General features: G+C 67.9%; 21 protein-coding genes. 6 read left to right on the top strand and 15 right to left on the bottom strand.

The annotated features are described in order from the left end of the window. Nucleotides 1-15 precede the first annotated feature (15 nt). On the bottom strand, nucleotides 16-435 hold the full coding sequence (locus ASD37_RS28570; RefSeq protein ID WP_056559819.1) for a DoxX family protein: 420 nt from the start codon (nucleotides 433-435) through the stop codon (nucleotides 16-18). Between the two features lie 137 nt (nucleotides 436-572). Between ASD37_RS28570 and ASD37_RS28565 the strand changes: the two genes are divergently transcribed. Genes ASD37_RS28565 through ASD37_RS28555 form a run of 3 tightly spaced genes read left to right on the top strand, consistent with a single transcriptional unit; the run spans nucleotide 573 to nucleotide 3385 of the window. Beyond that, entirely contained in the window at nucleotides 573-1874 is a 1302-nt protein-coding gene (locus tag ASD37_RS28565; protein ID WP_056559817.1) for a sensor histidine kinase, read from the top strand. Continuing rightward, complete coding sequence (locus tag ASD37_RS28560; protein ID WP_056559815.1) at nucleotides 1862-2506, top strand: response regulator transcription factor; 645 nt, start codon at nucleotides 1862-1864, stop codon at nucleotides 2504-2506. Before ASD37_RS28565 ends, ASD37_RS28560 begins: the two co-directional genes overlap by 13 nt. A 21-nt stretch (nucleotides 2507-2527) precedes the next feature. After that, entirely contained in the window at nucleotides 2528-3385 is an 858-nt protein-coding gene (locus tag ASD37_RS28555) for a DUF4097 family beta strand repeat-containing protein (protein WP_056559813.1), read from the top strand. Between the two features lie 60 nt (nucleotides 3386-3445). On the opposite strand, the gene ASD37_RS28550 is transcribed toward ASD37_RS28555, so the two are convergent. From ASD37_RS28550 to ASD37_RS28540, 3 genes are all read right to left on the bottom strand, one after another. Next, nucleotides 3446-3742: a hypothetical protein gene (locus tag ASD37_RS28550; protein ID WP_156721149.1), complete on the bottom strand. Its 297-nt coding sequence runs from the start codon at nucleotides 3740-3742 to the stop codon at nucleotides 3446-3448. 120 nt (nucleotides 3743-3862) lie between these two features. Further along, the gene (locus tag ASD37_RS28545; RefSeq protein ID WP_056559808.1) at nucleotides 3863-4876 is read right to left on the bottom strand and encodes a nitronate monooxygenase; all 1014 of its coding nucleotides are present in this window, start codon (nucleotides 4874-4876) and stop codon (nucleotides 3863-3865) included. Between the two features lie 54 nt (nucleotides 4877-4930). Beyond that, nucleotides 4931-5401, bottom strand: coding sequence for an RrF2 family transcriptional regulator (locus ASD37_RS28540; RefSeq protein WP_056560044.1), 471 nt, complete (start codon nucleotides 5399-5401; stop codon nucleotides 4931-4933). Nucleotides 5402-5461: 60 nt separating this feature from the next. On the opposite strand from ASD37_RS28540, the gene ASD37_RS28535 reads away from it, so the two are divergent. Continuing rightward, complete coding sequence (locus tag ASD37_RS28535; protein WP_056559807.1) at nucleotides 5462-6289, top strand: nitrilase-related carbon-nitrogen hydrolase; 828 nt, start codon at nucleotides 5462-5464, stop codon at nucleotides 6287-6289. On the opposite strand, the gene ASD37_RS28530 is transcribed toward ASD37_RS28535, so the two are convergent. The 8 genes from ASD37_RS28530 to ASD37_RS28495 all read right to left on the bottom strand — a co-directional run bounded on the left by ASD37_RS28530 (nucleotide 6278) and on the right by ASD37_RS28495 (nucleotide 15004). Next, nucleotides 6278-6931 (bottom strand): pyridoxamine 5'-phosphate oxidase family protein, encoded by a 654-nt coding sequence (locus ASD37_RS28530; RefSeq protein WP_056559805.1) that lies wholly within the window; start codon nucleotides 6929-6931, stop codon nucleotides 6278-6280. The two genes, ASD37_RS28535 and ASD37_RS28530, sit on opposite strands and share 12 nt — an antisense overlap. 59 nt (nucleotides 6932-6990) lie before the next feature. Beyond that, a complete protein-coding gene (locus ASD37_RS28525; RefSeq protein WP_056559802.1) occupies nucleotides 6991-8895 on the bottom strand; it encodes a cellulase family glycosylhydrolase in 1905 nt (634 codons plus the stop codon). Between the two features lie 145 nt (nucleotides 8896-9040). Next, the gene (locus ASD37_RS28520) at nucleotides 9041-9637 is read right to left on the bottom strand and encodes an isochorismatase family protein (protein ID WP_056559800.1); all 597 of its coding nucleotides are present in this window, start codon (nucleotides 9635-9637) and stop codon (nucleotides 9041-9043) included. 75 nt (nucleotides 9638-9712) lie between these two features. Further along, a complete protein-coding gene (locus ASD37_RS28515; protein ID WP_056559797.1) occupies nucleotides 9713-10465 on the bottom strand; it encodes a 3'(2'),5'-bisphosphate nucleotidase CysQ in 753 nt (250 codons plus the stop codon). Then, nucleotides 10462-12312 carry a sulfate adenylyltransferase subunit CysN gene (gene cysN / locus ASD37_RS28510; RefSeq protein WP_056559795.1) on the bottom strand — a complete coding sequence of 617 codons (1851 nt, stop codon included), beginning with the start codon at nucleotides 12310-12312 and terminating at the stop codon, nucleotides 10462-10464. The genes ASD37_RS28515 and cysN overlap by 4 nt, the downstream gene beginning before the upstream one ends. Next, nucleotides 12312-13241 carry a sulfate adenylyltransferase subunit CysD gene (gene cysD / locus ASD37_RS28505; RefSeq protein ID WP_056559793.1) on the bottom strand — a complete coding sequence of 310 codons (930 nt, stop codon included), beginning with the start codon at nucleotides 13239-13241 and terminating at the stop codon, nucleotides 12312-12314. The genes cysN and cysD overlap by 1 nt, the downstream gene beginning before the upstream one ends. An 84-nt stretch (nucleotides 13242-13325) precedes the next feature. Beyond that, nucleotides 13326-14432, bottom strand: a complete 1107-nt coding sequence (locus ASD37_RS28500; protein ID WP_056559791.1) for a DUF1214 domain-containing protein — start codon at nucleotides 14430-14432, stop codon at nucleotides 13326-13328. Continuing rightward, a complete protein-coding gene (locus ASD37_RS28495) occupies nucleotides 14429-15004 on the bottom strand; it encodes a TetR/AcrR family transcriptional regulator (RefSeq protein ID WP_056559789.1) in 576 nt (191 codons plus the stop codon). Before ASD37_RS28495 ends, ASD37_RS28500 begins: the two co-directional genes overlap by 4 nt. 28 nt (nucleotides 15005-15032) lie before the next feature. On the opposite strand from ASD37_RS28495, the gene ASD37_RS28490 reads away from it, so the two are divergent. Continuing rightward, entirely contained in the window at nucleotides 15033-16271 is a 1239-nt protein-coding gene (locus tag ASD37_RS28490; RefSeq protein ID WP_056559786.1) for a sulfotransferase, read from the top strand. 60 nt (nucleotides 16272-16331) lie between these two features. Next, nucleotides 16332-17186, top strand: coding sequence for an endonuclease domain-containing protein (locus ASD37_RS28485; protein WP_056559784.1), 855 nt, complete (start codon nucleotides 16332-16334; stop codon nucleotides 17184-17186). Between the two features lie 79 nt (nucleotides 17187-17265). Here the strand turns inward: ASD37_RS28485 and ASD37_RS28480 are convergent, their stop codons facing one another. The 3 genes from ASD37_RS28480 to ASD37_RS28470 are packed head-to-tail and all read right to left on the bottom strand — an operon-like array spanning nucleotide 17266 to nucleotide 22425. Continuing rightward, nucleotides 17266-19173, bottom strand: coding sequence for a glycosyltransferase family 39 protein (locus ASD37_RS28480; RefSeq protein ID WP_056559782.1), 1908 nt, complete (start codon nucleotides 19171-19173; stop codon nucleotides 17266-17268). A gap of 26 nt (nucleotides 19174-19199) precedes the next feature. Then, nucleotides 19200-20480 (bottom strand): bifunctional glycosyltransferase family 2/GtrA family protein, encoded by a 1281-nt coding sequence (locus ASD37_RS28475; protein ID WP_056559780.1) that lies wholly within the window; start codon nucleotides 20478-20480, stop codon nucleotides 19200-19202. Nucleotides 20481-20535: 55 nt separating this feature from the next. Then, nucleotides 20536-22425, bottom strand: coding sequence for a glycosyltransferase family 39 protein (locus ASD37_RS28470; protein ID WP_056559778.1), 1890 nt, complete (start codon nucleotides 22423-22425; stop codon nucleotides 20536-20538). Nucleotides 22426-22430 lie beyond the last annotated feature (5 nt).

Genomic DNA, 22430 nt, shown 5'->3' with positions numbered 1-22430 from the left:
GCGCCGAGGCGGACTTCAACGAGCCAGTCCCACGACCCTCAGCAGTTCCGGGCGGCGAAGCACCATGCCGACCCACATCAGCACGCCGAGGTAGACGGCGAACAGGGTGGCGCTGAACAGCGGAGACTCGACCCGCATGTTCGCGGTGACCGCCCCGCCGAGATACGCCGTGATGCCGAGCGCCCCGAGCACCGCGGTGCGGGGAACTGCGTAGACCACGACGCACACCGTCAGCACGACGCCCATGACGAGCGCCTGACCAGCGGGGAAACCCAGCGCTTCGGTACCGTCCTTGACCTGCTGGAGGCCGGCCAGTTTGCCCGCCGCATCGACGGCCAGGAAGGCCCCGACCAGGACGCTGATGGCAATGCCGATCTTGGCGCCGAGGCTGGACGTGGTGGTGGTGTCGGCGGTGATGTTCACGGTGGGCTCCATCGTTCGGGATCGGTCGGTACCGGGGCAGACACCCGTCGGGAACGAAACTCATCGCGCGGCAGGCGGGGGTTAACCCCCATGGAGGTCTCGGGAAAACGCCATACCCGCTGGGCCCTGCGACTCCCTAGGTTGAAGGCATGGTTTCAACGACCCTCGACATCCCACGTCCCCTCCAGGACGACGCCCCCGTCCCCGTTCGTCGGATCGGCGTCGTCCCGTCGGCCTCGATGCTGACCGGTGGTGCACTGGGCCTCGTCTGGTTCTGGATTCCCCTGACGATCCTGATCGTCGCGATCTCCTCGATTCCGTCGGTCGTCGGATTCTTCGCCGCTGGCGTCGTATTCGTCTACCTGATGCGGGGAGTCGACCGAGTGGAGCGCATCCGCAGCGAGGCAGTGTTCGGCTTCGGCATCCCGGTTCCGCCGCGCCGCACCTCGCCGTACGACGGCTTCCAGCGGTGGGCGCACCAACTGTGGCTCGACGTCAGCAGCGCCCAATTCTGGAAGGTGGTCGCACACCACTACCTGCGGATTACCTACGACATCCTCGCGTCTCTACTTGCGTTGGCGCTGTTGACGTTCGCCATCACCGGCCCCGCGTTGGCGTCGGCGGTCAACCGCAGCGACGTCGACGCCGACTTCTGGTTCCTCTCACCGCCGCTGGCCTGGGTTCTGGCCGTCGTCGCATTGGTTGCCGCCGTGGCCATCGTCGTCTTCGCCCCCGTCGTCGACGCCGCCGTCGACCGGTGGCTGCTGCCGCCGTCGCCGACTGCCGCACTGCAGAACGAAGTCAGCGCGCTCACCGACGCACGTCGCGGCGCGGTCTCCTCGGCCCAAACCGAACGGCACCGCATCGAACGCGATCTCCACGACAGCGTGCAGCCCCGGCTGGTGTCACTGGCGATGACCATCGGCCTGGCCCAAACCAAGCTCGACACCGACCTGCCGCAGGCCAAGCTACTCATCGGCGAGGCACACGACGACGCGAAGAGCGCACTGGTCGAATTGCGCAACGTGGTGCGCGGCATCGCGCCGACCATCCTCCCCGACCGTGGCCTGGACGCCGCCCTGTCCTCGGTGGTGCAACGCATCGAAACCTCAGGCGTGCCAACGTCGTTGAACGTCGACCTACCGCGTCGACTTCCCGACGAGGTGGAGTCGTGCGCGTACTTCGTCGTCGCCGAGGCGCTGACCAACGTGGCCAAACACGCACGCGCCACCCAGGCAGTCGTCACCGTCCGATTCGACGAGGCGACCAACGCGCTGTTCGTCTCGGTCTACGACGACGGCGTGGGCGGTGCGACCGTCACCGCCGACGACGACGCGACGGGGCTGCGCGGTCTCGGCGAGCGCGTCACGGCCGCGCGCGGAACCTTCGAGGTGTCCAGCCCGGTCACCGGTTCCACCATCGTGACGGCGGTGCTGCCATGCGGATCGTGATCGCCGAAGACTCCGCGCTGCTACGGGCGGGCATCGAACGCATCCTGACCGACGCGGGCCACGAGGTGGTCGCCGGCGTGTCCGACGCCACCGACCTGTTGCGCATCGTCAACGAGTTGCGACCCGACCTCGCGATCCTCGACGTCCGCATGCCGCCGACCTTCACCGACGAAGGCATCCGCGCCGCGGCGTTGCTGCGCAGCCAGAACCCCGAATCGCCGGTGCTCGTCCTCTCGCACTACGTCGAGGAGCGCTACGCCTCCGACCTGATCGCCTCGGACACCAGGGGATTCGGATACCTGCTCAAGGACCGCGTCGCCGACGTGCCGTCGTTCCTCGACACCGTCGAGGTCGTCGGCGGTGGAGGCACCGTGCTCGACCCCGAGGTGGTCTCCCAGATCCTCGTCCGCTCGCGGCAGCGTTCCACCCTCGACGCGCTGACCCCCCGCGAACTCGAAGTGCTCCAACTGATGGCGGAGGGCCGGGCCAACTCCGCCATTGCGGGCTCGCTTCACGTCTCGGTGGGCTCGGCCGAGAAGCACATCGCCTCGATCTTCACGAAGTTGAACCTGACCCCCGACGAGAGCGAGAACCGCCGCGTCCTCGCCGTCCTCCGCTACCTCGAATCCTGAACCACTGAAAGGCCTTTGACCATGACAACCTTCGCTCCCCCGGCGGCTCCGCCACCGCTCACCCCCGGCAACCGCACCGCGGTGCGCGTCATGCTGGTCATGGCCGCGGCGATCCTGGTCGTCGGCAGTGTCGCGGGTCTCGGCGTGGCGGCCTGGGGACTCAGCTCCCTGCGTGCGACCAACGACGCACAGGACCTCCCGGGCAACATGCGGTCGCTCGCGATCGACGGGTCCGACGTGTCGGTCCACGTGAAGTCCGATCCGAACGTCACCGCGCCCCGCGCCGAACTGCACACGGTGGGCTCCTCCAGGCAGGCTCAGCAGCGCCTGAACGTGACCACCGACGCCGGTCAGACGCGGATCCGCGTCGCGCGAGACTCCGGCCGCGTCGTCGGCTTCGGGTCGAGTGATCTGACGGTAACCCTGCCCCCGGCGCTGGCGGCTGGCCTGTTCGTCACCACCCAGCAGAACGACGGCACGTTGACCGTCGACGCCGACCTGAACAGGTTGGTCGCCCGCAGCTCCGACGGCGACGTCGTGTTGAACGGGGCGGTACACGTCGTCGACGTCTCGGCGCGCGACGGTGACATCGCTTCCAGGAAGCCACTTTCCGTCAGCGAGTCCTTCGTCGTCGATTCCGCAGACGGTGACGTCGCCGTGGCTTTCGCCGAACCCGCCCCACGCAAGATCACCGCCACTACACGCGACGGCGACGTCGCGCTCACGCTGCCCGCGACGGGGCCCTACCTCGTCGAGACCCGCTCCGAATACGCCACCTCGGTCGAGGTCCCCGAGACGACGGATCCCGCGCGGGCCGTCTCGGAGGTGACGGTGCGGTCCGACAACGGCAGCATCGCGATCGACACCCGCCGCCGATAGCCCGCACACGCGAAACGGCCACTTGCAGCACGCTGCAAGTGGCCGTTTTCGAATGTCCAATCAGCACACCAGGTCGACGTGAACCGTCTTGGAGATGACCGTGAGCGCCGGCGACGAGCCACCCCGCGAGTCCATCGTCGAGTACGTCTGACCCGGGTGAACCGATGCGACGGTGCACGACGAGAGCTGTCCGGTGCCAACGCGATTGACGATGACGTGGTAACCGCTGGCCTCCAGCGTCCGTACCGTGTCCTCGACCCGCGACGGGCCACTGGGCGCGGCATTGACGACTGCGGCGGAACCGATCGCGACGGCCACGGCAGTGGTGGCGAAAGCTGTTGTGAGGTAATGCTTCACGGCCGGTCTCCTTGTTTGACCGGGAGCCCGACGCTCCCCGATGCCATAACGCTATGAGTTCGACCACGTCGTTCCCATGGCGTTTTCCGGAGACCTGAACGGGGGTTAGCCCCCGTGAACTCACACCAGCGATGCGATGATGTCGGCGACCGATCCGGTGGCAGCTTTCCGAAAACCGGTGCCCGCCCAGATGTTTGCACCGTGCGGATCACCGGCGCGAACCGACGCCGCCCGCACCGGGCTGGTCAGGTGGTGAATCTCGGGGTAGCCGAGCGGTGCCTGCGCGTCGTGGTCGTCGACGAAGCGGTTGCGAAGCCCACGTGCGTAGCGCCCCGAGAAGCACCTGGTGACAACCGTTTCGGTGAACTGAGGATCACGCAGGGCCGCGCGGTGCACCGGGCTGCTGCCCGACTCGTCGGCCAGCAGGAACGCCGTGCCCAGTTGCGCCGCAACGGCTCCCGACACGAAGACGTCGGCGAGGTCGGCCGCGGTCATCAGACCTCCCGCCGCGATCACGGGAACGTCGAGCGCGATGCTCGTCGACCGCACCAACTGGTCGAGCGGCTGAGTCGCCGGGGATGCCGCGGGATCGAGCGTGCCGCGATGCCCGCCCGCCGCGGGACCCTGCGCCGCCACGGCGTCGACCCCGCAGGCGACGGCACGCTCGGCCTCCGCGAGGGTGGTGACGGTGGCGACGGTGGTGATGCCCGCGTCGCGCAGACGCGCACACTCCTGCGCCGACGGCAGCCCGAAGGTGAACGACACCACCTCGGGTTTGAGGTCCATTACGACGGCGAGTTTCGCCGACCAGTGGTCGTCGTCGAAACGCGCCTCCCCGAGACGGGCTCCGTACCGCTTCGACTCGCCGCCCAACGCCTTGGCGTACTCCTGGATCGCCGTGGGCCGGGCCGCGCTCGACTGCACGACGAACAGGTTCACCCCCAGCGGCCCCGTCGTCAGCTGGCGCGCCGCGGCGATGCGCTCGGCCAGCACCTCGGCGGTGAGGTAGCCGGCGGCCAGGAATCCGAGCCCACCGGCGTTGGAACCCGCCGCGGCGAGCTCGGGTGTCGTCGGGCCGCCCGCCATGGGAGCGACGATGACCGGCTTGTCGAGGGAACGGACGTCGAAACTCATGCCTACATCCTGCAACGTCGCCGCAGTGCACCCAAGGCGGTTCACGGGATTCACTCAGCCGTGGCCGCGTTCCTCTTCCTGGCCCACGTACTCACCGGCGAGGGCCGCGACGTGCCCTGGCAGATCGCCCGTCGCGACGTCGGCCAGGCTGGTCTCCTCCAACACCGACCGCATGCTGGCGCGTAGCGCGCGCCACACGTCGGTCAGGGCCGCGGTCGGCCCCGAATACGGCAGATCGCCAAGACCGATGTCGCGGACGCTGGCCAAGGGACCGTCGATGCAGCGCAACACGTCGGCGATGCTGATCTCGGCCGCCGGCTTGGCCAACGCGTAGCCACCGTCGCGACCGCGGTGACTGCGGACCAGCCGGTCGGTGCGCAGATCGGACAGGATGTCGACGAGGAACTGTGGCGGAATGCCCTGCGCCTTGGCCAGATCGTCGGTCTTGACGAGGACGCCGTCGGCGACCGTGGCCAGTTGCACCATCGCCCGAACGGCGTATTCCGCCTTGGCCGACATCCGCATGCAGCGAATCATGCCATCGACCTGGCTGCGATATACGTGAGGATGGTCCACCATCGACACATGACTACCCGCGTCGCCTGCTGCCAGATCCCGTTGCACATCGGCGACACCACCGGCAACCTGACCACCGCCACGACCGCAATCGAGGAGGCGGCCCGCGACGGAGCGCAGATCGTGGTGCTGCCGGAACTCGCCTCGTCGGGGTACGTGTTCGCCGACCGCGCCGAGCTCGAGTCGCTCGCCGAGACCCGCGACGGGCCGGCGATCACCGCGTGGGCCAATCTGGCCGAGGCGTTCGATCTGACCATCGTCGCCGGCTTCCCGGAGGCTGCGGGCGACAAGGTCTACAACAGCGCTGCCGTCGTCGACCCGAGCGGATTGCGCGGCGTCTACCGCAAGGCGCACCTGTGGGACACCGAGAACCGCGTGTTCGACCGGGCCGACGACCTACCGCTGCTGCTGGACACCGACCACGGCCGCCTCGGCGTGATGGTCTGCTACGACGTCGAGTTCCCCGAGTGGGTGCGCGCGGTGGCCCTGCAGGGCGCGGATCTGCTCTGCGCGCCGGTCAATTGGCCGCTGCTGCCCCGCCCCGTCGGCGAGCGGCCCACCGAGTTGGTGCGCGCACTCGCGGGCGCGGGCATGAACCGGATGGCGACCGCCGTGTGCGACCGCGCCGGTACCGAACGCGGTCAGGACTGGATCGGCGGCAGCGTGATCGTCGACGCGGACGGCTACCCGATGGCGATCGCCGACTTCGGCACACCGGGCCTGATCACCGCCGACGTCGACCTCGCCGAATCGCGGATCAAGCAATTCAACGACAACAACGACGTCCACGGCGACCGGCGCACCGACCTCTACCGTCGCGTGGGGCTACTGGAGTGAGCGCTGGGCCAACGCCAGGACCGACGCCGGCACCGGGATGCCCTCGGTGAGGTCGGGAGCGGCCAACGGTTCCCCGTAGGTCACGGCCATCGGCACGACGCCGGCCCAGGCGTCCCCCGCGACGTCCTCGTCGGGGTCATCTGGCCAGCCTGCGCTGACCTTCAAGGACCAATTGTCCTCGCCGATCGGCATTTTCAGCACCAGCGTCGCGGCGATTTCCTTGCGGGTACTGGGCCGCAACTCGGCGACGCGACCCGGAATGAACCCGTCGGTGAGGGTCTCCAAGAGGCTGGCCTTGTCGTCGCCGGACACCTGCTCGAAGACGCCGAACAGCGCGGCGCTGCGATACCGAAACGACGACTCGAACGCGCTGCGCGCCACGACGACGCCGTCCAACATGGTGACCGACACCGCCGCGGGCAGCCCTGTCGACAACGCCCTGAGCCACGGCGACCCCGTCGAACCGTGGATCACCAGATCGGTGCCGACCCGCGCGTATCCGGTCGGAAAGATCACCGGGTGGCCGTCGCGCACCAGGGCGACGGTGGCCAGCGGCGTGCTGTCCAGGAGGGCTTCGAGCGCGCTGCGCGACTCGTCCTGATATTCGTTGATCCGAGTGATTCGGGTCGAGGGCTGGGTCATGTGATCATCATCGACTGCGCCTGCCCCAAATGACGCATGAACCGTGCGGCCACCGGCAGTTAGTCGTCGGAACCGCTGCTCGCGGGCTTTGCCGACTCTGCACCGTCCTGCTTGGCGCCGCGGTCTTTGCCGGCGTGGGACTGGGCCGTGGTCGACCCGGACGGAGAAGCCGGGGCCGCCACGGCAGATGGGGCCTTGTCGCGATCGGGTTGCTCGGGACGCTCGGGGCCGTCCTTCTCGTCGGCGGTCGTGTTCTTGGTAGGTGCGTCGGCCGCGGCGCCCGACGTCGTCGAGCTCTTTCCGCTCTCCGTTGCCGGAGTGGATTCGGGAACGTCGAGGCCGCCTGCCGCCGGCACGTCTTCGGGGGTAGTCGAAACGGATTCTGGGACAGTCGTTTCCGACACCAACGGCTCGATGACGACCGGCTCGGCGGCGATGGGCTTCGCGTCAGCGGTCGTCTGCGTCACTGCCGATTCCGTGATCGCGGTGGTGTGAACCGTCTCGGATCCCGCCGCACCCGTCGCGTCGAGCTGAATCTTCACGGCACCCTTCGCGGTCTCACCGACCTGCGCCGCCGACTCGTCGGCGCTGGAACTGAGCGCCACCCGCTGCGACGACGGGGCCGCGTCGGCGACTGCCGGGCGGGTGAACGAGCCGAGGAAGTTCGTGATGGCCGTGACGACGGCGTCGACGAACAAGCGCGTCGTCTGGTTGAACTGCTGAACCAACTTCTGCAGGAACACCACGAAGGAGGTCAACGGGTTGGCGGGTTTCGTTGGGCCCACCGGGTCGAAGGTTTGATTCGGGTGGGCCAGGATCCACTCGGCCAGCACCTGGGCTGCCGGCTTTCGCACCCAATTGCCGTTGGCGTCGAGCGTGTAGACGCCGTAGTTCTCCTCCGGATCGTCACTGCCGGGATTGGAGTCGACTGTCGTGTAGACGTATGCCGGCCCCGCCCACGACTGCGTGCTCCACGTCGCGAGGAAGTCCTGGATGTAAGCCGCTTGGTGCTCGTAGGAGACCCTCGAGGTGGCCAGACCGTATTCGGTGGCCCAGATCTTCTTGGTGATGGGAGCTCCGTTGGCGTCCAGCAGTGGCTGCCCGCCGGGTCCGGTGACGTAGTCACCGTTGCTGGCCATCAGCGCAACCATCGCCAGCGCCTGATTGAGCGCATAACCGTCGGGGGTTCCCTGGGAGAAGGGAGTGCTCTCCTGGTACGGGTGGTAGGCCAGCGCGTCGAAGTAGCCCTTCGCACCTGCGGCGTACATGCCGTCGAGGAACTCGACCGGACTCAGCGCACTGCCGTCGTCATAGGTCGGAGTGTGGCCGAGCCCCGCCGCGACGACCGTCGCCGTGGGGTCGATGTCCTTCAGAGCGGGGTAGGCCGCCTTGAGCAGCTCGGCGTACGCGGCCGGATCGATCGGGTCGTAGAAGCCGACGTAGTTGGGCTCGTTCCAGATTTCGTAGGCCGACACCGTGGAGCCGTACCTGGTGGCGACGGCCGACGCGAAGGCCTTGAAGTCCTCGGGATCGGGATGAGCCGCCCCCGGCTTGTATTGGTCGTCGGGGTCCACCCAGGCGGGCGTGGTGTTCATCTCGGCCAAGACGCCCATGTCCCGCTCCGCGGCGAGGGACATGATGACGTCCATCGCCCGCCAGTCGTACTCGCCCTTGGTCGTTTCCACGTACTTCCACGGCACGTACACCCGGATGTTGTCGACGCCGAGTGCCTGCATTTGGTCCAGATGCTGGGCGACTCGAACGGGGTCGATCGTGTCGGACGGGTCCCTCAGGAAGTAGAGGTTCGAATCAGCCAGGCCGACAGTCGAACCGGACACGGTGATCTCGGCGACGGGCTGGACGTCGTAGGCGGCCAGGCGCGGCGGCTGGGGCACGAACAGATTGCTGGCGTAAGCGCACGTCAGCGCAACCGGTAGGACAGCGACGACGGTCTTCGTCGCCATCGTTCGAAGCATGGTGCGGTGGCGATTGCTCATTGGACCCCCAAATGGTGCGGCGCGACGCCGCGAGGCCCAATTTCAGCAAATTTCGCGACCGTCATTTACGACAGCTCGCAAGGTACCAGAAGATTTGCTGCGCCCTGCGGTATCAGTCGGGAATGCCCGAACCGTCGCGGACCACCACGGCGAACAGATCGGAGAGCGCGGCCAGGCTGGCCGACTGGAGGGTGGACGCCGTCACCGGTTCCCCGCCGACTCCTGGCAGCGATCGCGTGGCGGTCGCGGCAGCGACCACCGTCGGTGCGTAGCCGGCGTTGAACGCGCCGCGGGCGGTCGAGTTCACGCACATGTGCGTCATGAAACCGGCGATCACCAAATTGCTAGCGTTCACGGCCTTCAACTTGTCGTCGAAGTCGGTCTCCACGAACGAGTTTGGATACTGCTTCGTCACGACGGCTTCACCGTCACGCGGGGCGACGCGCGTGACGATGGCCCCGCTCTCCCCCTCGATGTCGTAGAGCGACCCGGGGCCGTCGGAGTGCTGGACGTGGATGATGGGGATCCCGGCCGACCGCGCGCGATCGAGCAGTGCCGCCGCTTCGTCCAGCGCTGCCTGTACGCCCTCGAGCTCCATGACGCCTTGGGTATAGGTGTTCTGGCAGTCGATCAGCACGAGGGTCGACTCGGCCAAGGGTGCCGGCGTCGACGGGAGTTCGGACAGCGTGCGCAGCGTGGGATTGCTCATCGCATCAACCTACCGACCGTGGGGGTTGTGTACGCCGATCGTCGATATTTCGTCCTCAAGGCCCACGCTCGACGCTCAATGGGCGGTGGTGACCGCCAATACCGCATCGGCCAACTCCGGACGGCAGACGATCAGGTCCGGCAGCAGCACGTCGGCCTGGTTGTACCGAAGCGGTGACCCGTCCAAGCGCGAGGTGAACAGACCCGCCGCGCGGGCCACGGCGACCGGGGCGGCCGAGTCCCACTCGTACTGACCGCCGGCGTGCACGTAGGCGTCCGCGACGCCCTGCACGACCGCGGCCACTTTGGCTCCCGCCGAGCCCATTTCGACCAACGTGCCGTTCAGGGCTTCCCGCACCGCAAGCGCGATCGCAGGCGGCCGGGTCCTAGACACGATGATCCGTGGCGCATCTGGCGAAGCAGGCGGCGGCGGCACGTTGGGTGTCGCCAAGGTGACGCCTTGCGCGGGCAGCGCGACCGCGCCGGCGACCAGTTCGCCGGACTGCCACAGCGCCACGTGCACCGCCCAGTCCTCGCGACCCAGCTCACCGAACTCCCGCGTGCCGTCGAGGGGGTCGACGATCCAGACCCGCTCGGCGACCAAGCGTTTCGAGTTGGCCTTCTCCTCCTCGCTGGCCTCCTCCGACAGCACCGCGTCGTCGGGCCGCTCGGCCGCCAACGCCGTCATCAGAAAGGCGTGGGCACGCTTGTCCCCGGCATCCTTTCGTTCGGCGGCGGTGGCGTCGGCAAGCTCTGTCCGCACACCGAGGAGCAGCTCGCCCGCCTCGGTCGCCAGGCGAGCCGCCAACTCGTGATCGGTGGGGCTCACTTCTTCGCGTCGATCATGTCGATGACGTATTGCGCCAGTTCGGTGACTTCACAGTCCGGAGTGAGGCGCAGATCCGGGTTCTTCGGCCGCTGATACGGGCTGTCGATCCCGGTGAAGTGCGTAATCTCGCCGCGTCGCGCCTTGGCGTAGAGACCCTTGGGATCTCGACGTTCGCAATCCTGCAGCGGGGTGTCGCAGAAGACTTCGAAGAAGTCGTAGCCCTGATCTTCGTGAACCTTGCGGGCGAGCGCCCGATGCTCCTCGAGCGGGCTGATGGCGGGCACCAGCACGATCTGTCCGGAGTCGGCCAGCAGCGTCGCGATGTGTGCCAGCCGTCGCAGGTTCTCGGCACGGTCGGCCATCGTGAAGCCGAGGTCGGCGTTGAGCCCGTGGCGCAGGTTGTCACCGTCGAGAACGTATGCCGGGCGCCCACTTTCGAGCAGCTTCTGTTCGACGAGCATGGCGACCGACGACTTTCCGGAGCCGGAGAGCCCCGTGAACCACACCGTGCTGCCCCGCGACAACCGGTCGTCCGCGGTGACGAGATTCTGGTGCCGGACGGCGTTCGGGGTTGCCGTGCGGGTCGCCGCCGGGGTGGTGTCGCGGACCATGCCCGCGGCCACCGTGCCGTTGGTGTCCGGGTCGATCAGGATGAACGATCCGATGGCGGCGTTGCGCGAGTACTCGTCGAGCAGCAGCGGCACCTGCGTCCGCAACGTCACGCGGCCGAGTTCGTTGATCTTCAACGCCGTTGCGCTCTTGTCGCGGTGCAGCGTGTTGACGTCTAGCCGGTAGTCCAGCGCCGTCACCCTGGCGCGCGTCGTCCGCGTCGTGTGCTTGATGACGTAGTCGCGACCGGGCTCCAGCGCCGCGTCATCGGACATCCAACACACGGTGGCGTCGAAGTCCTGGGTGACGTGCGGCTGGTTGTTGGGCCGGGCAATCATGTCGCCGCGCGAGATGTCGATGTCGTCGGCCAGGCTGATCGACACCGCCATCGAGGCGAACGCCTCGGTGAGAGGCCCTGCCGGGCCTTCGATTTCGGTGATCCGACTGGTCTTACCGGCAGGCAGCACCACGACCTCGTCGCCCGTGCGCATCACGCCGCTGGCGATGGTGCCCGCGTAGCTGCGATGGTCGGCGTGCTCGCGGGTCTGCGGCCGGATGACGTACTGGACGGGAAAGCGGACGTCGACCAGGTTGCGGTCACCGGCGATGTATACCTCTTCGAGGTGCGACAGCAGGGCTGGACCCTCGTACCAGGGCGAGGCGTCGGACTTGGCTACCACGTTGTCGCCGTTGAGCGCCGACAGCGGGATGGTCGTGACGTCCTGCACGTCGAGTCGTGCGGCGAACTCGTGGAAGTCGTCGCGGATCTTCTCGAACCGCTCCTGGCTCCAGTCGACCAGGTCCATCTTGTTGACCGCCAACACGATGTGCTGAATGCCAAGCAGGGACGCCAGGAACGCGTGCCGCCGCGACTGCTCCAGCAGCCCGTGCCGCGCGTCGACCAACACGATGACCAGCTGCGCGGTCGAGGCTCCCGTCACCATGTTGCGGGTGTACTGCACGTGGCCCGGGGTGTCGGCGATGATGAATTTCCGCTTGGCCGTGGCGAAGTAGCGGTACGCGACGTCGATGGTGATGCCCTGTTCGCGCTCGGCGCGGAGGCCGTCGGTCACCAGGGCGAGGTCGGTGTAGTCGTGACCGCGCTCCTTGGAGGTGCGCTGCACCGCGGCGAGTTGGTCCTCCATGACGGCCTTGCTGTCGAACAGCAGCCTGCCGATCAGCGTGGACTTGCCGTCGTCGACCGAGCCAGCCGTAGCAAGCCTCAATAAAGTCGCCATCAGAAATATCCCTCGCGCTTGCGGTCTTCCATCCCGGCCTCGGAGATGCGGTCGTCGGCGCGCGTCGCGCCGCGTTCGGTCAGCCGCGAGACCGCGGTCTCGGCGATCACCTCGGAGACCGTGCGCGCGGTGGACTCCACGCAGCCGGTGCAGGTGACGTCGCCGACCGTGCGGAAGCGCACGACCTTCTCGATCACCTTCTCGTCCTTGCGGGGCTGCAGGTATTTGTGGACCGCCAACAGCATTCCGTCGCGCTCGAAGACTTCACGTTCGTGCGCGTAGTAGATCGACGGCAGCGTGATCTTCTCGGCTCCGATGTAGGACCAGATGTCGAACTCGGTCCAGTTGGAGATCGGGAAGGCCCGAATGTGCTCGCCCTTGTGGTGGCGCCCGTTGTACAGGTTCCACAGCTCGGGTCGCTGCGCCTTGGGGTCCCACTGGCCGAACTCGTCGCGGAAGCTGAACACGCGCTCCTTGGCGCGGGCCTTCTCCTCGTCGCGCCGGGCCCCACCGAAGGCGGCGTCGAACTTGTTCTCCCGGATGGCCCTCAGCAGCGTGAAGGTCTGCATCGGGTTGCGTGACGGGATGGTCTCGACGACCCGTCCGGCGTCGATGTCGTCCTGAACCTTGGCGACGACGAGGCGGACGCCGGACTTCTCGACCAGTTCGTCCCGCACGGCCAGCACCTCGTCGAAGTTGTGGCCGGTGTCGACGTGCATGACGGGAAACGGCAGCCGGCCGGGCCGGAATGCCTTGAGCGCCAGGTGAAGCATGACGATCGAGTCCTTGCCGCCGGAGAACAGGAGAACCGGCTTCTCGAGTTCGGCGGCGACCTCGCGAATGATGTGAATTGCCTCGGCCTCCAGCGACCGCAAGTGGCTCAGCTCGTACTTGCCCGCCGTCCGGTCGAGCTCCTGCGCCGCGGTCACGCCTTCACCATTAAGTTGGTGAAGTTAACCAGAATTACAATCATGCCCAGGAATGTAACCGGCGGTCGCGGGGCATGTCAACGATTAGTCGACCGTCGTCGGCGCGTCCGACGCCTTGACCAGGCGCGCCTCCGGCCGCGCCGGCACCCCGTCCACCAGGAACCACCGGAACGCCAGGTTGCCGAGCGGGTAGTCGAGGGTGGTCAGCGAGTTCGGATGAGCCGTCACACCCTTGGACAGCACTATCGTGACCGAACCGTCCGCGTTGGGCACCGCGGTGTGGCCGTTGATAGAACTGCGCGCGTCGGCCACCCCGGGGGTGGCCATGAATCGGTTCCACACCACCAGATTCCAGAACCGGCAGGCAGGTGGCCGATGGGTGATCACCAGCGCCTCGTCGTCGGCAAGCACGAAGCTGCCGTACGAGTAGCAGGAATCGCGGGCAGACCACCCGAAGTTGGCGTCGAGCACCTGATAAGGCTCAGCGAATTCGTTGGCCGAATGGGCCGTTTCGTGTCCGAGACTGCGGGCGTCGTCGTTCCGCATGCCAACGGCCAGCGGAACGATCGCGAACATCGTCCGCATCCAGGCGGCACTGGCCCGCAGCGCCGCCGCGGTTTCGGCGTCGCCGTGACGGAACCGGTCGGGTTCGTCGAGTGCCTCGATGCGCCACTCGACGGGTCGGCCGGTCCGCGGGTCGGCCTGATAGTCACGCGTCATCAACACCGCCGCGTCTGGCGTCGGCCCGATCTCGAAGGAGAAGTTTCCGTCGGCGTCCAAGTCGAGCTCGTCGTCACGGACCAGCGCGACGATCCGGTCCGACCAGGCGCCGGGCGACGGCTCGTTGTAGGCGGTCACCGAGAAGTACACGCTGTCACCACGATTGCCGCTGATTCGGTAGCGCCGGGTCGGGTCGACCGGGCACATGAGGTAGTAGGCGTCGGTGTTGTCACCGCCCCATCGACGGTCGGACCGCACCGGCGTGTTGAGCTCCACCCACTTGGGTCGACTTGGGTCGGCGAACAGATAGGTGTCGAACGCGACGCCGAGCGTCGTCGCCAGCATGCGGTACCCGTCGGCGACGTGCCGGTCGTCGGTGACGGCGCGGTCGCCGGTGATGAACGAGGCGTCGAGACCGCCCAGCGTGTCCAAGAGTTCGCGCCAGGCGGTGGTCGACTCGTGTGCGGTCATGTGCTGATGCCTCTCGTGATGAGGGTGGCGGTTCTGTCCACCCATGCGTCGTCGAGCGCAGGCCCATGGGTGAGCAGCGCGAAGAAGGTGATGCCGGCGACGGCTTCGACGAGTTCGTCCGCCGAGGCGTCCGGCCGGACTTCACCTCGCGCGACGGCGTCGGCGAGCCGGTCAGCGAGGCCCTGGGACAGGATTCCCGAGAAGCGTTGCAGCAGAGCGGTATGCAGAGTCGGATCGGCAGCGAGCTCGCCGACCAGTCCGGTGAGCGCGGCCCCGGCCGCGGGGGTGGTCAGCACGTCGGCGCTGCGCCGGACCATGGCGCGGACGTCGCCAGCCAGGGATCCGGTGTCCGGTAGTTCGGTGGCCTCGCCGATCGGGAAGACCGCCTCGTGGACCAGGTGCGCCTTGCTGGGCCAGCGCCGATAGATGGCCGGCTTGCTGGTGCCCGCCCGTTTGGCGATCGCGTCCACCGACAGCTCGGCGTAGCCCGTCTCCCCGAGCAGCGCCACCGTGGCCTCGAGCACGGCCCCGACGATGCGCGGGTCGCGAGGTCGGCCAAAGTCCGTCGTCATTACGGAACTCACAGTAACATAAGTCGGTGTGACCGACGCCACAGTCCATTTCGACGACCTCGCCGAGCCGCGATTCACCCCCGAGGCCGATCAGCTGCGCGCCATGATCGCGTCCCTGTCGCCCGACTGCCCCCTCGACTCGGATGCGTTGCACTCCAGAGCGATCGCCGACACCGGACTCGACGACTTCGGCGCCGACGACTACCGGGAGCGGCTCGCGCTCTACCTTGCCGACGTCCGCGACGTCGACGGCCTCACCGACGTGGGCGTGGTCAACTTCCACGGTCAGTTGCTGCAGGTGCTGAAGAACCGGTTGCTGCTGACCGATCTGCTGACCAGGCACCCCGAGATCCACGACGTCGAGTTGGAACCACCCGTCGTCATCGTGGGACTCCCCCGCACGGGGACGACGCATCTGCACAACCTGCTGGGAGCCGGCCCGACCTTCCGGACGTTGCCGTATTGGGAAGGCGTGGAACCCTTTCCGTTGGCGTCCGAGGCCGGCATCGAGCCTGACCCGCGGCGGAGCCGAATGGACATGGCCGTCGAGGTGATGAACCTCGTCATGCCGCACTTCCCCCTCATGCACGAGATGACCACCGACCACGTGCACGAAGAGATCCAGCTGCTCGCCAACGACGTCTCCACGATGCTGATGGAGACTCTCTGCGACGCGCCGCGCTGGCGCGACCACTACCTGTCGCACGACCAGACACCGCACTACGAATACCTGGCCACCCAACTCAAGGCGCTGCAGTTCCTGCGCGGCGGGCGGCGGTGGCTACTCAAGTCGCCGCAGCACCTCGAGCAACTGACGGTGTTGGACAGGGTGTTTCCCGGCGCCGTCGTGGTGTGCACGCACCGCGATCCCCTGCCGGTGGTGCTGTCGATGATCGCGATGGTGACCTACTCGGCACGCATGCACCGCAGCCGGGTGCCCGTCGAACGCATTGCGGCGTCATGGGTCGACCGGCTCGAGTCGATGCTGTCGGTGTTCCTGCGCGACCGCGACACCATCGGACCCGACCGCTCGGTCGACGTGCGCTTCGACGACTTCATGGCCGACGAACTCGGCGTCACCGAACGGATCTACGACCTGGCCGGTGAGCCGGTGACCGACGTCGCGCGGGCCGCGATGACGGAGTATCTGGCTGGGCACCAACGCAATCGGCTGGGCCGGGTGGCGACGTCGTGTGAGATGTTCGGGCTCGACGAGTCGAACGTTCGCGAGCGGTTCGCGCCGTACGCCGAGCGCTTCCTGTCCTGACGCCGGGCGGCCTGTGGATGGTTTCGGCGGGCATTCCGTAGGTCCGCAAGAGTGCGGGGCATGGAGGCACCCTTTCTCGGTGGCGATGCGGTACGACGCGGTCTGGTCACCGACTACCAACTCCGCACCGCATACCGTGCCGTCCACTGGAACGTCTACGTGCCGAAGGAGACGGTCCTGACGGCGCAGTCGCGCGCTCGCGCCGCCTGGTTGTGGTCCGGCGGCGACGCGGTCCTCGCCAGAATGTCGGCTGCAGCCGTGCTCGGTACCAAGTGGCTCGACGGGCAGGAGCCCGCCGAGTTGATCCGAGAGGACCGGCACGGGCCTGCGAACTTGAAGCTGCACACATGGAGCCTGTCCCCTGCCGAGACCTGCGTGGTCCGCGGCATGCGGTGCACGACCCCGGCCCGCACCGCTTTCGACATCGGCCGGACGCTCGACGTCGACCACGCCATTCCGATAATCGACGCCCTGATGAACGCCACTCGACTGAAGCCCGCGGACGTCCTTGCCGTGGCCGAGGCCAGGCCAGGCCATCGCGGCGTGCGGAAGTTGTGCGCCGTCATGGACCTTGCCGACGGCGGAGCCGAGTCACCACAGGAATCTCGGGTGCGTCTGCTGCTGCGCCGGGTTGGCCTACCTGCACCCGAGACCCAGATCGAAGTTCGCGACCAATACGGCGCGCCGTTCATTCGATTGGACATGGGGTGGCGTCAGTGGCTGGTGGCGGTCGAGTACGACGGCGTCCAACATTGGACGGATCGCCGCCAGCGGTCGTGGGACATCGACCGCATCGCGATCCTGGAGGCGATGGGCTGGAGAGTCATCAGGATCAGCGCAGAGATGCTCGACCGCCCCGACGTGGTGCTCGCGCGGGTGGTGGCATGTCTGCGCGCCGCGGGGTGCCCGATCTAGCGTCGACTGTGGGCCCTTCCGTCGAGAATTCGGCAATTAGTCGACGGAAGGCCACACAGTCGGCGAGAACCAAGCGGCCTTATGCCGGTGATTGCAGGTCGTACACCGTCGCACCGTCGACTTCGGTCTTGGTGAACGTCTTCTCGACCCACGCGGTGATGTCCGCAGCCGCGCCGGCGCGATGCCCGAAGGGTCCGCCACGGCCCGAGTCGGCCAGGAAGTACCGCACCTGGCCGTCGGCGACGTACTGCTGGAACTGCGCCAGCGTGGGTGACGGGTCGCCGCCGGCGAACCCGCCGATGGACATCAGCGACGTGCCGGTCTTGAGCTCCAGATCGCTCACCGACATTGAACCGATACCCGCTGCCGCCCAACGATTGTCCGCACTCTTGAGCAGCGCCTCCAACTGCGGGCCGTCGGCGCGTCCCGGCATGCCGGGGCCGCCCTTGCCGGGGCCGCCGAAGCCGAAGCCACCGGCCTTCTGCGGGCCCGACATCGTGCCGGGACCGTTGTGCGCGCTGGCCGCGTTGTAGATCGAGAACGCCGCAGGACCACCGAGGCCGACGACGACCGTCGCCGCGACGACCGCCACGGTGGCCTTGCCGAGACGGTGTGCCCGGACGACGAGCAGCAGCGCCAACACCACCGAACCGACGAGCACGGCCCAGCGGATTGCCGGCCACCATTCGGGACTCCGGTTCAGCAGCACGAAGGACCACACGCCGGTAGCCAGCAGCATCACCGCGAGAACGCCGCGGGGAAGCCACGATTCACGACGGGCCACCAACTGCGCGACGGCGATGCCCACCAACGCGGCGACCGCGGGTGCGAGCGCGACGTTGTAGTACGGATGCACGGTGCCCGCCATGAAGCTGAACACGACACCGGTCACCAGAAGCCAACCGCCCCAGAGCAACAGGCCGGCCCGGGCCCGGTCAGTCCGCGGCGTCCGCAGGGTGAGCCAGAGTCCCGCGACCAATCCGATGAGCGCAGCGGGCAACAGCCACGACGCCTCCACACCCATCGAAGCGCCGAACAGTCGGCCGATGCCGGGGTCGCCGCCGAAGAACAAGTTCATGCCGCCGCCACCGAAGTCGTGACCCGGTCCGGGGCCTCCCCCGCCGGGACCGCCACCCTCGTTGCCTGCGATGCGTTCGATGCCGTTGTAGCCAAAGGCCAACTGCAGCAGGCTGTTGTCGGTCGACCCGGCAATGTACGGCCGCGATTCGGCGGGCCACACGCTGACCATCGCGATGTACCAGCCGGCCGACACGATCATCGTTGCACCGCCGACGAGCAACGCGCCCAGCCGCTTCCACACCCCGAACGGCGCCGCGACCAGCACGGCCACCGCCAGGCCCGGCACGACGAGGAAGGCCTGCAGCATCTTCGTCAGGAACGCGAAGCCGACCGCGCACCCCGTCCACGCCATCCACATCGTCATCCGGCGTGCGGTGTCCGCCTCGACGGCGCGCACCGTGCAGTACGCCGCGACGATCAGCAGCAGCACCAGCAGCGCGTCGGGATTGTTGTAGCGGAACATCAGCGTCGCCACCGGTGTCAGCGCCAGCACCAGACCGGCGATCAGGCCTGCGGACGGCCCGCTGGTGCGCTTCACGGTGAGGTACAGCATCGCCACGGCGCCGACGCCCATCAACGCCTCTGGCAGCAGCATGGTGAACTCGTTGAAGCCGAACAGCCTGCCGGACAAGCCCATTACCCACATCGCGGCGGGTGGCTTGTCCACGGTTATCGAATTGCCGGCGTCCATCGAGCCGAACAGCAACGCCTTCCAGTCCTGGGTGCCGGCTTGGGCGGCGGCGGCGTAGTAACTGTTGGCCCAGCCCGACGAGCCAAGGCCCCAGAGGTAGAGCACGCCGGTGCCCACCAGCAGCGCCCAGAACGCGGGACGCGTCCAGCGCGGATCGGCGGGGGCCGGTTCGTCGACGACGGCGTCCGGTTGGACGTCTTCGGCAGTGAGTGTCACGGTGAAATCCTCGTTGTCGGTAGGGGTCAGTGCGATCGGCGGGGGTGAAACACCCAGCCGCGCAACAGGACGAAGCGGACGGCGGTGGCCAACAAATTGGCCAGCACCAGCACGGAGAGTTCGAGCATGCGGTGCGGTTGGTCGACGAAGGCGTGCAGGCCTGCCAACGCACCGCTGGTGATCGCCAGGGCGATGCCGAAGACGATGAGCCCCTCGACGTGGTGTCTGGCCGCCTTCGTCGCGCTGCTTGTCACGCCGAACGTGAACTTGCGGTTGGCCGCGGTGTTGGCGATTGCCGTCACCAGCAGTGCCACGAAGTTCGCCACCTGGGCGCCGATCAACGGATGCAGCACCATGAACAACAGAAGGTAGGCCACGGTCGACAGCACGCCGACGGCACCGAACCGCACCACCTGGCGGAACAGCGAGTTCGGTGCGGCTGCCGACGACTGCGACGGAGCCAGTTGCGCCGCAATGGCATTCACCGGGATCGAGCCACTGGCGAAGCCGCGCAGCAGCCGGCCGACGCCCTTGAGGTCGGCGGTGGCCGTCGCGACGATGTCCACCCGGCTGTCGGGATCGTCGACCCAGTCGACCGGAACCTCGTGGATCCGCAAGCCGCTGCGTTCGGCCAGCACCAGCAGCTCGGTGTCGAAGAACCAGCCGGTGTCGGCGACGTGGGGCAGCAACCGGTGCGCGACGTCGGCGCGAATCGCCTTGAAGCCGCACTGGGCGTCGGAGAACCGGGCGTGCAGCGTCGACCTCAGGATCAGGTTGTAGCAGCGGGAGATGAACTCGCGCTTGGGGCCGCGCACGACGCGTGACCCGCGGCCGAGCCGGGTGCCGATGGACAGATCCGAGTGCCCGGAGATGAGCGGCGCGACGAGCGGGCTGACCGCGGCCAGGTCCGTCGACAGGTCGACGTCCATGTAGGCCAGCACCATGGCGTCGGATTCCGACCACACCTGGTGCAGTGCGCGGCCACGGCCCTTCTCCTCCAACCGCACCGCGCGGACGCCGTCGAGCTCCTCGGCCAACTCCGCGGCGATGCGGGGGGTCTGGTCGACGCTGGCGTTGTCGGCGATGGTGATCCGCACCTGGTACGGAAAGCTCTCGCTCAGGTAGCGGTGCAGCCTGCGCACCGAGTCGGCGAGCGCGACTTCCTCGTTGTAGACCGGGATCACCACGTCGAGCACCGGAACGCCGAGCCTGCGCGCCTCCTGCGCGGCATTCGGCCGCGATCCGAACGCCGTGGCCCTGGGAACCATCGCGACCTCCGTGAGGTCGGCTTCCTGAATGTCCGTCATGTCTCCATCGTCGTTCGGCTGCTCGTGGTGACTGTTTGCGCAAGCTATGCGTCGGCTATGAGTGATTGGGCACCTCGGTCAGGTCGTAGAGGACGACGCCGTCGACAGTCATCGGTGAGTAGTGCGCCTCGACCCATTCGCCAATGTCGGCGGCCTCGCGGCTGCCGGTCGTGCCGCGTCCCACCGGCATGCCGAACATCGAGTGCGCCTTGATGAAGTAATGAATTCGACCGTCGGCGACATCGTCCTGGAACTCGCCGAGCGTCGGGGCGGGATCGGTGCCGTTGAACCCTCCGACGGCCATGACCGGAGCATCGGCGGTCAGCTGGTAGCCCGCTGCGTTGCTCGACCCCACGACGGCGGCCGTCCACCGGAAACCGTCGGCGCCGTCGGACAGCAGAGCCGTCAGCCCCGGTCCTGGCTTGGGAATGTCGAGGAAGCCAGCGCCGGGACCCCCTGGACCGCCGAACGAACCGTGGGCTCGCGCCGGCCCGACCGACGGGATCGCCCCGGAGTGCGGGGTGGCGGCCGTGGCAAGCGCGTAGGCGGTCGGTGCGGCCAGGCAGGCCAGCACGGCGATTGCGGCGACGCCGCTGGCGACCCGACGCGGGAGCCGACCTATGACCAGAAGCAGTACCGCGGCGGCGACGCCTGCGACGGCGACGGCCGTGCCGAGCCAGGGCAACCAGTCGTGGCGACGGGCAAGCAGAACCGCGGCGAGGACGACCGTCACCAGCACGGCGCCCGACATCGCGACAGCGGTCCGCACGTCGGTTCTCTTGCGCCACAACAGAACTGCACCGATTCCGATGGTCCCGCCGATCGCGGGCGCGAGGGCGACCGTGTAGTACTGGTGCAGGATGCCGTTGGCGTAGCTGAAGACCACGGCGGTGACCACCAGCCAGCCGCCCCAGATGATCAGACCCACCCGTGCCGGATCGGTCCGGGGAGCACGGCGCGTGATGATCACCCCGGCGGCGAGACAGATGACCGCGGCGGGGATCAGCCAGGCGCTGTAGGTGCCCATCGAGGTGCCGAACAACCTGCCCCAGCCGACGTCGAAGTTCATGTTGCCGAGGCCGCCGGTCTCCTCGCCGGTGAGCCTGCCTATTCCGTTGTAGCCCAGGGCCAGTTCGACGATGCTGTCGTCCTGCGAGCCACCGATGTACGGGCGTGAGGACGCCGGCCACAGCTCGACGAGCAGCAGGTACCAGCCGCCGCTGACCACCATTGCCGCCACGGCGCCGGCCGACCGGAGCAGCCGCGTGCGCAGCGGCACGGCCGCCGCGATCACATACGCCACACCGAACGCGGGTAGCACCAGGAAGGCCTGCATCATCTTGGCCAGGAATCCGACTCCGACCGCGGCTCCAGCACCAATCATCCACCAGCGGTTGGCATCCCGCTCGCAGGCCCGTTGCACGCAGTACGCGGCGGCCACCAGGGCGAGCACCAGCAGGGAATCGGGGTTGTTGAACCGGAACATCAGCGCCGCGACGGGTGTCAGCGCGAACACCGCACCGGCGAGCAACGCGGCCGACGGACCGGCCGCGCGGCGGACCGCAGCGTAGAGCAGCGCGACCGCAGCCACCCCCTCCAGCGCCTGCGGCACCAACACGCTCCACGAGTTGAGCCCGAAGAGCCGGACCGAGACGTCCATCACCCACAGCGCGGCGGGCGTCTTGTCGACGGTGATCGCGTTTCCCGCGTCACTGGAGCCGAACAGCATCGCCGTCCAGTTCTCCGCGCCCGCCTGCACGGCTGCGGAGTAGAAGCCGTTGGCCCACTCGTTGACTGACAGGTTCCACAGGTACAGCACCGCCGTGGTCACCAACAGGACTCCGAGCGCCACCCGCTCACCGACCGTGAGGCGCTGACGGCGCAGGTCGTCGGGTTCGGTGGCGCCGTCGTCTGCGTGCGCAGGGCGCGTGAGAACGGCGGTCACGCAAA

Source organism: Mycobacterium sp. Root135 (assembly GCF_001426545.1).
Classification (GTDB): domain Bacteria; phylum Actinomycetota; class Actinomycetes; order Mycobacteriales; family Mycobacteriaceae; genus Mycobacterium.
Note: the sequence above shows the minus strand (reverse complement) of the source record. Positions and strands in the feature narration are given on the sequence as shown.